This window comes from Curtobacterium sp. GC_Cur_3 (genome assembly GCF_026544205.1).
Taxonomy (GTDB): domain Bacteria; phylum Actinomycetota; class Actinomycetes; order Actinomycetales; family Microbacteriaceae; genus Curtobacterium.
Genome location: NZ_JALNUI010000018.1, coordinates 34987 through 48445 on the forward strand (window position 1 = coordinate 34987; position 13459 = coordinate 48445).

At 70.7% G+C, this 13459-nt stretch carries 13 protein-coding genes; 12 read left to right on the plus strand and 1 reads right to left on the minus strand.

Annotation, left to right across the window (positions count from 1 at the left end):
• Positions 1 to 79: 79 nt before the first annotated feature.
• On the plus strand, positions 80 to 2668 hold the full coding sequence (locus tag OXR63_RS11060; RefSeq protein WP_267423133.1) for an ATP-dependent Clp protease ATP-binding subunit: 2589 nt from the start codon (positions 80 to 82) through the stop codon (positions 2666 to 2668).
• 625 nt (positions 2669 to 3293) lie between these two features.
• Complete coding sequence (locus tag OXR63_RS11065; protein WP_267423136.1) at positions 3294 to 3536, plus strand: hypothetical protein; 243 nt, start codon at positions 3294 to 3296, stop codon at positions 3534 to 3536.
• 64 nt (positions 3537 to 3600) lie between these two features.
• Here the strand turns inward: OXR63_RS11065 and OXR63_RS11070 are convergent, their stop codons facing one another.
• The gene (locus OXR63_RS11070) at positions 3601 to 4650 is read right to left on the minus strand and encodes a glycoside hydrolase family 6 protein (RefSeq protein ID WP_267423138.1); all 1050 of its coding nucleotides are present in this window, start codon (positions 4648 to 4650) and stop codon (positions 3601 to 3603) included.
• A 159-nt stretch (positions 4651 to 4809) separates the two neighbouring features.
• On the opposite strand from OXR63_RS11070, the gene OXR63_RS11075 reads away from it, so the two are divergent.
• The 10 genes from OXR63_RS11075 (at position 4810) to OXR63_RS11120 (ending at position 13424) form a co-directional block, all read left to right on the plus strand.
• Positions 4810 to 5352: an adenine phosphoribosyltransferase gene (locus tag OXR63_RS11075; protein WP_267423140.1), complete on the plus strand. Its 543-nt coding sequence runs from the start codon at positions 4810 to 4812 to the stop codon at positions 5350 to 5352.
• A 90-nt stretch (positions 5353 to 5442) separates the two neighbouring features.
• The gene (gene thrS / locus OXR63_RS11080) at positions 5443 to 7476 is read left to right on the plus strand and encodes a threonine--tRNA ligase (protein ID WP_374116112.1); all 2034 of its coding nucleotides are present in this window, start codon (positions 5443 to 5445) and stop codon (positions 7474 to 7476) included.
• Positions 7476 to 8051: an HIT family protein gene (locus OXR63_RS11085; RefSeq protein WP_267423142.1), complete on the plus strand. Its 576-nt coding sequence runs from the start codon at positions 7476 to 7478 to the stop codon at positions 8049 to 8051. Before thrS ends, OXR63_RS11085 begins: the two co-directional genes overlap by 1 nt.
• 26 nt (positions 8052 to 8077) lie before the next feature.
• The gene (gene pdxS, locus OXR63_RS11090) at positions 8078 to 9004 is read left to right on the plus strand and encodes a pyridoxal 5'-phosphate synthase lyase subunit PdxS (protein ID WP_267423144.1); all 927 of its coding nucleotides are present in this window, start codon (positions 8078 to 8080) and stop codon (positions 9002 to 9004) included.
• A complete protein-coding gene (pdxT, locus tag OXR63_RS11095) occupies positions 8994 to 9605 on the plus strand; it encodes a pyridoxal 5'-phosphate synthase glutaminase subunit PdxT (RefSeq protein ID WP_267423146.1) in 612 nt (203 codons plus the stop codon). The genes pdxS and pdxT overlap by 11 nt, the downstream gene beginning before the upstream one ends.
• Before the next feature lie 249 nt (positions 9606 to 9854).
• On the plus strand, positions 9855 to 10619 hold the full coding sequence (locus OXR63_RS11100) for a YebC/PmpR family DNA-binding transcriptional regulator (RefSeq protein ID WP_194660890.1): 765 nt from the start codon (positions 9855 to 9857) through the stop codon (positions 10617 to 10619).
• Between the two features lie 4 nt (positions 10620 to 10623).
• Positions 10624 to 11289, plus strand: coding sequence for a crossover junction endodeoxyribonuclease RuvC (gene ruvC, locus OXR63_RS11105; RefSeq protein WP_267423151.1), 666 nt, complete (start codon positions 10624 to 10626; stop codon positions 11287 to 11289).
• Positions 11286 to 11906 carry a Holliday junction branch migration protein RuvA gene (gene ruvA, locus OXR63_RS11110; RefSeq protein WP_267423153.1) on the plus strand — a complete coding sequence of 207 codons (621 nt, stop codon included), beginning with the start codon at positions 11286 to 11288 and terminating at the stop codon, positions 11904 to 11906. The genes ruvC and ruvA overlap by 4 nt, the downstream gene beginning before the upstream one ends.
• The gene (ruvB, locus tag OXR63_RS11115; RefSeq protein ID WP_194660887.1) at positions 11903 to 12940 is read left to right on the plus strand and encodes a Holliday junction branch migration DNA helicase RuvB; all 1038 of its coding nucleotides are present in this window, start codon (positions 11903 to 11905) and stop codon (positions 12938 to 12940) included. Before ruvA ends, ruvB begins: the two co-directional genes overlap by 4 nt.
• 94 nt (positions 12941 to 13034) lie before the next feature.
• Positions 13035 to 13424, plus strand: a complete 390-nt coding sequence (locus tag OXR63_RS11120) for a preprotein translocase subunit YajC (RefSeq protein ID WP_267423158.1) — start codon at positions 13035 to 13037, stop codon at positions 13422 to 13424.
• The last annotated feature ends 35 nt before the right edge of the window (positions 13425 to 13459 follow it).

Below are 13459 nucleotides of genomic sequence, written 5' to 3' on the forward strand. Positions count from 1 at the left end.
TCTTCCACGACCGGGAATGCCCCGGTACCCCCTGCGTTGCATTGAGTCGAAGGCACTCAAGTACCCCCAGGAGGTCCCGTTGCCAGAACAATCCGGCCCCATCGGCGGGCGTGACTCGTTCGACGAGTTCCTCGCACGCCTCCTCGCCGCCCAGAACACCGGCCAGCAGCGCTCCATGCCGTTCGGCCGCCCCGTCGACATCACCCGACTGCTCAGCCGTCGCACCCACGAGATGCTCCAGCGCACCGCCGAGTACGCGGTCGAGCAGGGACAGCGGGAGATCGACGCCCTGCACGTCCTGCACGTGCTCGTCCGCACGCAGCCGTTCGACGCCGTCGTCCGGTCCGCGGGCGTCGACCCCGAGCGCCTCGCGGCCGAGGTCGAACAGCGCCTCCCCGCCCCGTCGTCCGAGCCCGTCGAGGGCCGTCCCGCGCTGACGGCCTCCGCCCAGCGGATCCTCGTCGAGGCCACCCAGGCCGCACGCGGCTTCGGCAGCACCTACACCGACCCCGAGCACGTCTTCTTCGCGCTCGTCATGGACCAGGAGACGGTCACCGGCCAGCTCCTCGCGAACGCCGGGATCACCCCGGCCGTCATGCAGTCCTACGCACAGCAGGCCGCCAACGCGGCACGAGAGAGGCACCCCATGCCAGGCACCAGCGAAGCGGCTGACACCCGCACCGACAGCGAGACGCCGACGCTCGACCAGTTCGGCACCGACCTCACCCAGCGCGCCCGCGACGGCCACATCGACCCGGTGATCGGCCGCGCTGACGAGATCGAGCAGACCGTCGAGATCCTGCTCCGTCGGTCCAAGAACAACCCCGTCCTGATCGGTGAGCCCGGCGTCGGCAAGACCGCGATCGTCGAGGGGCTCGCCCAGCGCATCGTCGACGGCGACGTCCCCGCCCTGCTGCAGGGCAAGCGCGTCGTCGCCCTCGACCTGCCCGGCATGCTCGCGGGCACCCGGTACCGCGGTGACTTCGAGGAGCGCCTGACGAAGGCCCTCGACGAGATCAGCGCGCACGCCGACGAGCTCATCGTGTTCGTCGACGAGCTGCACACCGTCGTCGGGGCGGGTGGCGGCGGCGAGGGCGGCTCGATGGACGCGGGCAACATCCTCAAGCCGCGCCTGGCCCGGGGCGACCTGCACATGGTCGGCGCCACCACGCTCTCGGAGTACCGCCGGATCGAGAAGGACGCCGCGCTCGAGCGGCGCTTCCAGCCCGTCACGGTGGGGGAGCCGAGCGTCGAGGACGCGGTCGCGATCCTCACCGGGCTCAGCCCGCGGTACGCCGAGCACCACGGCGTCACCTACACGGAGGGCGCCCTCCGCGCCGCGGTCGAGCTCTCGCACCGCTACGTCACGGACCGGCACCTGCCCGACAAGGCGATCGACCTCATCGACCAGGCGGGCGCACGCAGCCGCCTCCTCCGATCGGGGGACGTCGACGTCGAGGCGCTCCGTGACCAGCTCGCCGAGCTGATGGCGGAGAAGGACCGCGCGGTCGCCGAGGAGCGCTACGAGGAGGCGTCTCGCCTCCGCGACCAGACCGCCGACCTGGAGGCCCGGATCACCGCCGCCGGATCGGCGGACGCAGGGCGCGCCTCCCGTCCGGACCAGGCCGACTCCGTGATCACGGAGGCCGACATCGCGGCCGTCGTGTCCCGCGCCACCGGCATCCCCGCGGCCCGGCTCACCCAGGGTGACCGGACGCGTCTCGCCCGACTGGAGGACGAGCTGCACGAGCGGGTCGTCGGACAGGAGGATGCGGTGCGCGCCATCGCGACCGCCGTCCGCCGCAGCCGGACCGGGATGGGCGACCCGGATCGTCCGGTCGGGAGCTTCCTGTTCCTCGGACCGACCGGTGTCGGCAAGACCGAGCTCGCGAAGGCCCTCGCGTCGTCGCTGTTCGGGGACGAGTCGGCCATGCTCCGCTTCGACATGAGCGAGTTCGGCGAGCGGCACACCGTGTCCCGACTGGTCGGTGCCCCTCCCGGGTACGTCGGCTACGACGAGGCCGGCCAGCTGACCGAGCGCGTCCGCCGCAACCCGTACTCGGTGATCCTGCTCGACGAGGTCGAGAAGGCGCACCCCGACGTGTTCAACCTGCTGCTGCAGGTGCTCGACGACGGTCGACTCACGGACGGACAGGGCCGCACGGTCGACTTCCGCAACACCGTGGTCATCATGACGTCCAACATCGGGTCGGAGTTCCTCGCGTCGCGCTCCGGCGCCCTCGGGTTCTCCGCGTCGGCGGACGGCGGCTACGGCGAGGACGACCTCCGGAACCGCGTGATGGGCAAGCTGCGCGAGTCGATGCGCCCCGAGTTCATCAACCGCATCGACGAGATCGTGCTCTTCCGCAAGCTCGACCGGACGCACCTGCGCTCGATCGTGTCGCTGCTGCTGGCCGACACCTCCCTGCGCCTCATCGCGCAGGACATGGTGCTCTCGGTCGACGAGGCCGCGGTCGACTGGCTCGCCGAGCACGGGTACGAGCCCGAGTACGGCGCCCGACCGCTCCGTCGCCTGATCCAGCGCGAGGTCGACGACCGCGTCGCGACGCTCGTGGTCGAGGGTGCCGTGCAGGCCGGTGACACCGTCCGCATCGAGGTGTCGGGTGGGTCGCTCGTCGCTCGTGTCTCCGCACCGGCGACCGTCTAGTCGCACCACCCCTGAACGCCCCGGGACCGATCGGTCCCGGGGCGTTCTCGTGTGTTCAGTTCTGCAATTCCGACGCATTTCGTGGAATGGGTTGCGCGGGCGGGGAGGATGTCGCTACTGTTCACACGTCGCGAACACACTTCCCGACAGCATCAGTTGCATTTCCCGACCCGTGCCGAAAGGGGGCCGACCATGATCTCGATCATCATCACCACGCAGACGCCGTTCCGTGCAGTCCGTGGGACCACCGGCTCCTTCCCCGGGTCCCGCTGACGCGACCGCGTCCGCCACGCACAGGCTCACCGCCACGCACTGGTCCGTCGCCGCGACGGCCCGCCGGTCCTGTCCACCTCGGCCGCTCCAGGCTGACGCCGAGCACTGCTCGCGTCCTGGTCGTCTGCCGTTGATCCTCCTGGATCAACGACGCTGACCCTGTCGTGCAGGACCGTGGAATGTGTCCGGAATGCCGTTCGAGCGTGCGGATGCGTGTCGTCGCGGAATGTCGATCCACATTCTCATCGCCGATCCGTGTGCATTCTGCACGCACATCGGACGATCCTCCCTGCCCGGTCGCCGGCTGATTCGTCGCGCCCCGGGATCCAAGCCACACCCGTACCCAGAACCGGTGACCACCATGTCCACGAAGTCCGTCCTCCGCCCGCCCGGCGCGACCACAGCAGCCCGCTCGGTCTCCCTGACCGACCGGCTCGCGATGCGCCTCGGGATGGCACTCATCGTCTGGAGTCGACGCACCCGCGCGAAGCGGCCGCCCGTCGACCTCTTCCTCGCCGAACAGCTCCGCCAGGAGCGTGCTGGGCGCGAAGCCGAGTGGGTGATGCTCGGCGCCACGATGCACATGTGGCGATGAGCGCACCGACCACCACCGACGGGTGGTCCGACCGTCTCGACGGCCGGGCCACCCGTTCCTCGTGTCACCGCCGGTTCGCCACCAGGGCCTGCGCATAAGCGGACCACCACTTGCCGGCAGCCGGACCGCCGTTGCACGTGCCGTCGCTCGACCCCGGGGTCTTCACCCAGAGGAGCGCGTCCATCGCGGTCGTGCCGGCGCTGACCCGCGGCGTCTGCCCGAGCCCCGCACCGGTCGGGTTGCACCACGTGCCCTTCCACCCACGGCCGTTCCGCGAGACGTCCACGACGTAGTGCGACCCACTGGTCAGCGCGCTCACGCGGTCGGCGTACGCGCGCTCCTGGTCGACCGGCTGGAAGTTCGCGACGTTCGTGAAGAACCCGCGCGCCTCGGCGACGCCGGCCGACCGCAGCAGCGCCGCCTGCGCCTCGGGCGTGTTCCACGTGCTGTTGCCGCCGTCGAGGTACGCGGGCACACCGGCCGCTGAGAGTGCGGCCACGGCCTGCGCGAGCAGCGGCGGACGCGTCGCGGCCTCGCTCGTGCACCGGGGGAGCGCCGAGAGCGAGTCCGGTTCGACCAGGACCACCGCTCGGTGTCCGCGGAGGTCGTCCGCGATCCGCTGGTTCCACGCGACGTAGTCGGCGGCGGAGACGCCTCCGGCCGAGTAGCCGCCGCAGTCCCGGTTCGGGATCGCGTAGGTGACGAACACGGGCGTCCGGCCGGCTGCCTCAGCTGCCGCCAGTGTGCGCGCGAGGTACCGGTCGAGCATGTCGCCCCGGAACCACTCGCCGAGCCAGGTCGCGACGGGCTGCGCGGCGATCGTCCGCGCCGCAGCGACCCCCGCGGTGTCGCCGGACGCGGTCAGCGCGGTCACCGCCTGGGCCGCCTGGCTGTCGGGCTGAACGAACAGGCCGCCGGCGAAGACCTGTCCGGTGGTCGCGGTGCGGATGGTCGCGGTCGTCACGGTCGGTGCTGCCTGGGCCGGCTGCGCCGGGCCGGAGGTGGCGACCCCGGCGAGTGTCGCCAGCGCGGTGATCGCGGCAGCGACGGTGAGTCTGTTGCTGGTCGTGCTGCCTGTGCGGTTCCTGGTCGTGATCCTGGTGCGTTCGTCCACGGTGTCGCTCCCCTGTCCCTGGCGGCGGGCGCCCGGTGCGCCCGTGTCCCGACCGGTCCAGGGGACCCCGAGCCGCGGTCCGTCGGCCAGGACCAGAACGAGGGGTTGACCGTCCGGGCGGTGTCCGTGCAGGGCTCGGGCGGACCGTACGGTTGGTGCATGAGCGAAACCGCCTCCGACCTCGTCCAGCGACTCACGGCGATCGTGCCGGACTTCCCGAAGCCGGGCATCCTGTTCCGTGACGTCACCCCGGTGTTCGCCGACGCCGTGGCGTTCGGCCGGGTCTGCGAAGCGCTCGCAGCGCCGTTCGCCGTCGGCGGCGGGTTCGCCGCGGTCGCCGGCATCGAGGCCCGCGGGTTCGCCCTCGCCGGCGGCATCGCGGCGCAGCACCAGGTCGGCGTGCTGACGGTCCGCAAGGCCGGCAAGCTCCCGGGGGAGGTGCTCAGCGAGCAGTACGCGCTGGAGTACGGCGAGGCGGAACTCGAACTCCGTCCCGCACAGCTCCCGGCGGGCACCCGCGTGCTGGTCGTCGACGACGTGCTGGCGACCGGCGGTACCGGGGCCGCGACCATCACGCTGCTCGAACGCGCCGGGTACGAGGCGATCGGGTTCGCCGCCCTGCTGGAGCTCGACGGGCTCGCCGGCCGCGAGCGGCTCGAGTCGCGCCTGCCCGTCACCACGCTCGGCGCCGTCCCCGCCTGAGCACGCGCCGGCGGCTCCCGACCCATCCCGGTGGCCGTCCGCTCGCGCACTAGTCTTGACGCACCGTTTCTATCGAGGAGTCCCACCATCGTGACCGAGTCAGTCGCACCGCCGGAAGCCGGCCAGCCCGCAGACGTGCCCCAGGCACCCGAGCCCCGCACCGCGACGACGACCACGACGGGCACCGAGCTCTTCGACGGCGTCCGCGGTGTCGTCGCGATCCGTGTCGACGGCGTCCTCAAGGACCTCGCCGCCGAGGTGCAGGACGGCGAGACCGCCGAGCCCGTCACCCTCGACGAGCAGGACGGCCTCGACATCCTCCGGCACTCCGCTGCCCACGTGCTCGCGCAGGCCGTCCAGCAGATCAACCCGGACGCCAAGCTCGGGATCGGCCCGCCCGTCACCGACGGCTTCTACTACGACTTCGACGTCGCTGAGCCCTTCACCCCCGAGGACCTCAAGGCGATCGAGAAGGGCATGGACCGCATCGTCAAGCAGGCCCAGCGCTTCCGTCGCCGCGTCGTGACGGACGACGAGGCCCGCGAGCTGATGGCGGGTGAGCCCTACAAGCAGGAGCTCATCGGGCTCAAGGGTGCCGCATCCGAAGGCGACTCCGGCGAGAGCGTCGAGGTCGGTGCCGGCGAGCTCACCGTCTACGAGAACGTCGATCCGAAGTCCGGCGACGTCGTGTGGCAGGACCTCTGCCGTGGCCCGCACGTGCCGCACACCCGCTGGATCGGCAACGCCGCCAAGCTGATGCGCGTCGCGGCCGCCTACTGGCGCGGCTCGGAGAAGAACCCGCAGCTGCAGCGCATCTACGGCACCGCCTGGCCCGACAAGGACCAGCTCAAGGCGTACCTGGTGCGACTCGAGGAGGCCGCCAAGCGCGACCACCGCAAGCTCGGCGCCGAGCTCGACCTGTTCTCGTTCCCGGACGAGATCGGTTCCGGACTCGCGATCTTCCACCCCAAGGGCGGCATCATCCGTCGTGAGATGGAGGACTACTCGCGCCGCCGGCACGAACAGAACGGCTACTCGTTCGTCTACACGCCGCACATCACCAAGGGCGACCTGTTCGAGACCTCCGGGCACCTCGGCTGGTACAAGGACGGCATGTTCCCGGCCATGCACATGGACCAGGCGACCGACGAAGAGGGCAACGTCACCCGCCAGGGTGCCGACTACTACCTCAAGCCGATGAACTGCCCGATGCACATCCTGGCGTACCGCTCGCAGCCCCGGTCCTACCGCGACCTGCCGCTCCGGATGTTCGAGTTCGGCACCGTCTACCGCAACGAGAAGTCCGGTGTCATCCACGGGCTCACCCGTGTCCGCGGCATGACCCAGGACGACGCCCACATCTTCACCACGAAGGAGAAGATGAAGGAGGAGCTCACCACGACCCTCGAGTTCGTGCTGTCGCTGCTCCGCGACTACGGCCTCGACGGCTTCTACCTCGAGCTCTCCACGAAGGACCCGGAGAAGTACGTCGGCGACGACGACGTCTGGGAGGAAGCCACGAACACGCTGCGCGAGGTCGCCGAGGAGTCCGGGCTCGAGCTCGTGCCGGACCCCGCCGGTGCGGCGTTCTACGGCCCGAAGATCTCCGTGCAGGCCCGTGACGCCATCGGTCGCACCTGGCAGATGTCGACCGTGCAGCTCGACTTCAACCTGCCCGAGCGCTTCGGCATCGAGTACGCCGCTGCCGACGGCACCCGGCAGCGCCCCGTGATGATCCACCGTGCCCTGTTCGGGTCGATCGAGCGCTTCTTCGGCGTCCTGACCGAGCACTACGCCGGCGCGTTCCCGGCCTGGCTCGCCCCGGTCCAGGTCGTCGGGATCCCCGTCGCCGAGGAGTACGGCGACTACCTCGACGAGGTCGTCGCCAAGCTCCGTGCCGAGGGCGTCCGCGCCGAGGTCGACCACTCCGACGACCGGATGCAGAAGAAGATCCGCACGCACACCAAGCAGAAGGTGCCGTTCCAGCTGATCGCCGGTGGCGAGGACCGCGACGCCGGCGCGGTGAGCTTCCGCTTCCGCGACGGTCGCCAGGACAACGCCGTGCCCGTCGACGAGGCGGTCGAGCGCATCCTGACGGCGATCCGCGAGCGCGCGCAGGTCTGATGTCCGACACCGAGGACGACCCGCTGGTCATCCGGGACGCGGCCACACAGGCCGCTGTCCCGGATGCCTTCCAGCGTCTGTGGAACCCGCACCGGATGGCGTACATCGACTCCGGGCGGGCCGGCGAAGGCCGCGGGCACAAGGACGACTGCCCGTTCTGCGAGGCGCCGGAGAAGACCGACGAGGACGCCCTCATCGTGGCCAGGGGCGAGCACGCCTACGTGCTGCTCAACCTGTACCCTTACAACAACGGCCACCTCCTGGTCTGCCCGTACCGGCACGTCCCGCTCTACGACGAGGCCACCCCCGAGGAGCTCCGCGAGATCGGCGAACTCACGCAGACCGCGATGCGGGTCCTGCGGCAGGTGTCGCACTGCGACGGCTTCAACATCGGCATGAACCAGGGCGAGGTCGCCGGCGCCGGCGTCGCGGGACACCTCCACCAGCACGTCGTGCCGCGGTGGGAGTCGGACTCGAACTTCTTCCCGGTCATCGCCAGGACGAAGTCGATGTCGCAGATGCTCGGGGACACCAGACGACTGGTCGCAGAAGGCTGGTCCGCACAGCGGTCCTGACCGCTCAGCACTAGGATGGGGGCATCATGAGCGACAGCACCAGCACCCCCGACACCAGCACTCCCGGCACCTCCATCACCGGATCGTCCCGCGTGAAGCGCGGTCTGGCGGAGATGCTCAAGGGCGGCGTCATCATGGACGTCATCGACGCCGACCAGGCCCGCATCGCCGAGGAAGCCGGCGCCACCGCCGTCATGGCCCTCGAGCGCGTGCCCGCCGACATCCGTGCGCAGGGTGGCGTGGCCCGCATGTCGGACCCCTCGATGATCGAGGAGATCATCGCCGCGGTGTCCATCCCCGTCATGGCGAAGGCCCGCATCGGCCACTTCGTCGAGGCCCAGGTCCTGCAGGAGCTCGGTGTCGACTACATCGACGAGTCGGAGGTCCTCTCGCCGGCCGACTACGTCAACCACATCGACAAGTGGAACTTCACGACCCCCTTCGTCTGTGGCGCCACGAACCTCGGCGAGGCACTCCGTCGCATCACCGAGGGCGCGGCCATGATCCGCTCCAAGGGCGAGGCCGGCACCGGTGACGTGTCCGAGGCCACCCGCCACATCCGCACCATCGCCAAGGAGATCGCGGCGCTCCGCCACCTCAAGGACGACGAGCTCTACGTCGCCGCCAAGGAGCTCCAGGCGCCGTACGACGTGGTCAAGGAAGTCGCGAGCACCGGCACGCTCCCCGTCGTCCTGTTCACCGCCGGTGGTGTCGCCACCCCGGCCGACGCGGCGATGATGATGCAGCTCGGCGCCGACGGCGTCTTCGTCGGCTCCGGCATCTTCAAGTCCGGCGACCCGGCCAAGCGTGCCGCCGCCATCGTCAAGGCCGTGACCTTCCACGACGACCCCAAGGTCATCGCCGAGGTCTCGCGTGGTCTCGGGGAGGCGATGGTCGGCATCAACGTCGCCGACGTCCCCGCCCCGCACCGCCTCGCCGAGCGTGGCTGGTAGTCCGACCACGGGCGCGGCACCCCGCATCGGGGTGCTCGCGCTGCAGGGTGACTTCCGCGAGCACATCGCCTCGCTGACGGAGCTCGGCGCCGAGGTGGTGCCCCTCCGTCGTCCCGAGGAGATCGCGGGACTGCACGGTGTCGTGATCCCCGGGGGCGAGTCCAGCGTGATGGACAAGCTGTCACGGGCGTTCGGTGTCGCGGAGCCCCTCGCCGAGGCCATCCGCAACGGGCTGCCGACGTACGGCACCTGCGCCGGGATGATCATGCTGAGCGACCGCATCACGAACGCGATCGGTGGGCAGCAGACCCTCGGTGTCCTCGACACGACGGTGCGGCGCAACGCCTTCGGCAGCCAGAACGACTCCTTCGAGACGGACATCCCGATGCCCGACCTCGGCGAGGCCCCGGTGCACGCGGTGTTCATCCGTGCGCCCGTGGTGGAGCAGCACGGTGACGCCGTACACGTCCTCGGGGCGCTGTCCGACGGCCAGGTCGTCGCGGTGCAGCAGGGCAACGTCATCGCGAGTGCCTTCCACCCGGAGGTCGCGGGGGAGGACCGCTTCCACCGGCGCTTCCTCGACCTCGTCCGGCACGCCTGACCCGAGCGTCCCCGACCTCGCTGAACACCGGCGTCTGGCCATGCGTGCCGCCGTGCCTGCTGCGCTCAACACCGGCGTCTCGGCATGACACCGCGGAAATCCGCGGCGTCGCACCCAGACACCGGTGTCTTGCCGCATCTCACGAGACGACAGGGCGGCCGGCTGTCCACAGGGCCTGCGTGCCGGGCGCACGGCGAGCCTCCCGGCCGGTAAACTGATCCGGACTTTCCGCACGACGCAAGGAGAACCGTGTCCGGGCATTCCAAGTGGGCGACCACCAAGCACAAGAAGGCCGTCATCGACGGCCGCCGTGCCAAGTCGTTCGCCAAGCTCATCAAGAACATCGAGGTCGCCGCGAAGATGGGCGGTGCCGACCTGTCGGGCAACCCGACCCTGGTCGACGCCATCCAGAAGGCCAAGAAGACCTCGGTGCCCAACGACAACATCGACCGCGCCGTCAAGCGTGGTGCCGGCCTCACCGGTGAGTCGATCGAGTACACGACCATCATGTACGAGGGCTACGCGCCCAACGGCGTCGCGATGCTCATCGAGTGCCTCACGGACAACAAGAACCGGGCAGCAGCGGAGGTTCGCACCGCGATGTCGCGGAACGGCGGCACCATGGCCGACCCGGGCAGCGTCGCCTACAACTTCGCGCGCAAGGGCGTCATCTCCGTCACCAAGACCGACGGCCTGACCGAGGACGACGTCATGACGGCCGTGCTCGACGCCGGTGTCGAGGACGTCATCGACCAGGGCGGCGGCTTCGAGGTCATCACCGAGGCCAGCGACCTCGTCGCGGCCCGCACGGCGCTGCAGGACGCCGGCATCGACTACGACTCCGCCGACGCAGAGTTCGTCCCCGGCCTCAAGGTCCCCGTCGACGCCGAGACCGCCCGCAAGGTGTTCCGGCTGATCGACGCGCTGGAGGACAGCGACGACGTCCAGAACGTCTACGCGAACTTCGACGTCCCCGCCGACGTCCAGGCCGAGCTCGACGAGGACGAGGACTGAGCCGGTGCTCCGCGTGCTCGGGGTGGACCCCGGGCTCACCCGCTGCGGTGTCGGGGTGGTCGAGGTCACCCCGGACCGTCGCGCCCGCCTGGTGCACGTCACCGTCGTGCGCACCCCGGCGGACATGGCGCTCGAGCAGCGCCTGGTGCTGATCGCCTCGGGCATCGCGGAGCAGATCGAGGCCCACCACCCGGACGCCGTCGCCGTGGAGCGCGTCTTCGCGCAGGCGAACGTCCGCACGGTGATGGGGACGGCCCAGGCCGCCGGGCTCGCCCTGCACGCGGCGGCCGTCCGCGGCATCCCCGTCGGCCTGCACACCCCGTCCGAGGTCAAGGCCGCCGTCACGGGCTACGGCAACGCCGACAAGCGGCAGGTGCAGGCGATGATCGCCCGCGTGCTCGGACTCGCGGAGGCCCCGAAGCCGGCGGACGCCGCCGACGCGCTCGCCCTGGCGGTGTGCCATGCCTGGAGGCTCGGTGCGCCCGATGCGGTCAGCACCGGCACCGGGACCCTCACCCCAGCGCAGCGTGCATGGCGCGACGCGCAGGCAGGGACGACCAGCCGCACCGCGGCCTCGCCGATCAGCCGCGCCACCTCACCACTCCAGCGTGCCGAGGCCGCAGCGCGGCGTGCGTCGTCGTCGGCCGCTGCCCCTAGGCTCGGGGCATGATCGCGAGTCTCCGGGGAACCTGCATCGACATCGCCGGGTCCAGCGTCGTCGTCGAGTGCGCGGGGGTCGGGTACCTCGTCACCGTGACGCCGGCGCACGCGCTGACGCTCCGCCACGGGGCAGAGGTCTTCCTGCGCACCGCGATGATCGTGCGGGAGGACGAGCACCTCCTCTTCGGCTTCGAGTCCACGGACGCCCTCCGCGTGTTCGACCTGCTCCGCAGCGTGTCCGGCGTCGGACCGAAGTCGGCCCTCGGCGTCCTCGGGCAGATGGACCCGGCACAGATCGCGAACGCCGTCGCGAAGGACGACGACGGCGCCTTCCGCAAGGTCTCCGGCATCGGCCCGAAGACCGCGAAGCTCATCATCGTCGCGCTCTCCGGCAAGCTCGTCGCGTTCGAGACCCCCACCGCCCCCACCGGCACCCGTGGCGGAGTCGCCCACCCGGCGTCGGAGGACGTGGTCACCGCACTCGTCGGGCTCGGCTGGCGTGAGGAGACCGCCCGCACGGCCGTCGACGACACCATCGCGACCGAGCCCGGCGTGGCGGCGATGGGCACCCAGGCACTCCTCCGTGCGGCGCTCGGAGCCCTCCGGCCTGCCGGGGCCGCCCGATGAGCGGCGGCATCACCGCGGCCGACGCCCAGTCACCCGAGGAACTCGCCTTCGAAGGCGCGCTCCGACCGAAGTCCCTGGCCGAGTTCGTCGGGCAGCGGAAGGTGCGCGGGCAGCTCGACCTGCTGCTCAAGGCCGCGGCGATGCAGGACCGCACGCCGGACCACATCCTGATGGCGGGGCCGCCCGGCCTCGGCAAGACGACCCTCGCGATGATCGTCGCCCACGAGTCCGGTCGACCGCTCCGGATGTCGAGCGGCCCGGCGATCCAGCACGCCGGGGACCTGGCCGCGGTGCTCTCGTCCCTGATGCCGGGCGAGGTCCTGTTCATCGACGAGATCCACCGCATGGCCCGTTCGGCGGAGGAGATGCTCTACCTGGCGATGGAGGACTTCCGCATCGACGTCATGGTGGGCAAGGGCGCCGGGGCCACGAGCATCCCGCTCGACCTCGCGCCGTTCACCCTCGTCGGGGCCACCACCCGTGCCGGGCTGCTGCCGAACCCGCTGCGGGACCGCTTCGGCTTCACCGCGCACCTCGAGTTCTACGAGCGTGACGAGCTCGAGCAGGTCCTCATCCGCGCGGCACACCTGCTCGGCCTCGACTTCGACCGGTTCGCCCTGCGGGAGATCGCCGGTCGGTCGCGAGGCACACCGCGCATCGCGAACCGTCTGCTGCGCCGTGTCCGCGACTACGAGCTCGTGCACGCCACCGGTGACGGCATGGCCGCGGTGCAGGGTGCGCTCGAGCTCTACGACGTCGACGAGTTCGGTCTCGACCGTCTCGACCGCGCCGTGCTCGAGACCATGCTGACCCGCTTCGACGGGGGACCGGTCGGGTTGAACACCCTCGCCGTCTCCGTCGGGGAGGAGTCCGAGACGATCGAGTCCGTCGTGGAGCCCTTCCTCGTCCGGATCGGGCTCGTCACCAGGACACCACGCGGGCGCATCGCGACCCCGTCGGCCTGGCGCCACCTGGGTCTGACGCCCGGGCAGCCGGGGGCCTCGGCGCTGCCGGGCCTGTTCGACGACGAGTAGTCCCGGCCCCGCAACCGGCCGCGACGCCAGCCACAGCCCGGTGCCCTAGACTGCTACGGCCCGAAACCGAAATACCAGAGAAGGCAATGCAACCATGGGTCAAGAAGTCATCCTCATCGTCATCGTCGTGGCGTTCGCGGCCTTCATGTTCTACAACAGCCGCAAGCGCAAGAAGCAGCAGGGTGAGCTCGCCACCAAGATGGTGCCCGGCGCTCGCGTGATGCTCTCCTTCGGCCTGTACGGCACGCTGCTCTCCGTCGACGACGAGAAGGTCACCGCCGACGTCGAGATCGCCCCCGGCACCGTCGTCACCGTGCACCGTCAGACGCTCTCCCGCGTCGTCGACGACACCGCCTCGGACATCGAGACGACGACGGCCACCCCGGTCGACACGACGGAGCACGTCACCGAACTCAACGGCGAGCCGATCTACGGCGAGCGTGCAGACGACGCCGAGCAGGCGAAGCGCAAGACCGAGGACTGAACCCCTCGGGCACCGGGACACGACCGTGACCCGGT

Bases quoted from the DNA above. Each gene is read 5' to 3' on its own strand.
- OXR63_RS11085 (WP_267423142.1), top strand. From the start codon at position 7,476: ATGTCCGACACCGAGGACGACCCGCTGGTCATCCGGGACGCGGCCACA.
- OXR63_RS11075 (WP_267423140.1), top strand. From the start codon at position 4,810: ATGAGCGAAACCGCCTCCGACCTCGTCCAGCGACTCACGGCGATCGTG.
- ruvB (WP_194660887.1), top strand. From the start codon at position 11,903: ATGAGCGGCGGCATCACCGCGGCCGACGCCCAGTCACCCGAGGAACTC.
- pdxS (WP_267423144.1), top strand. From the start codon at position 8,078: ATGAGCGACAGCACCAGCACCCCCGACACCAGCACTCCCGGCACCTCC.
- ruvA (WP_267423153.1), top strand. From the start codon at position 11,286: ATGATCGCGAGTCTCCGGGGAACCTGCATCGACATCGCCGGGTCCAGC.
- OXR63_RS11120 (WP_267423158.1), top strand. From the start codon at position 13,035: ATGGGTCAAGAAGTCATCCTCATCGTCATCGTCGTGGCGTTCGCGGCC.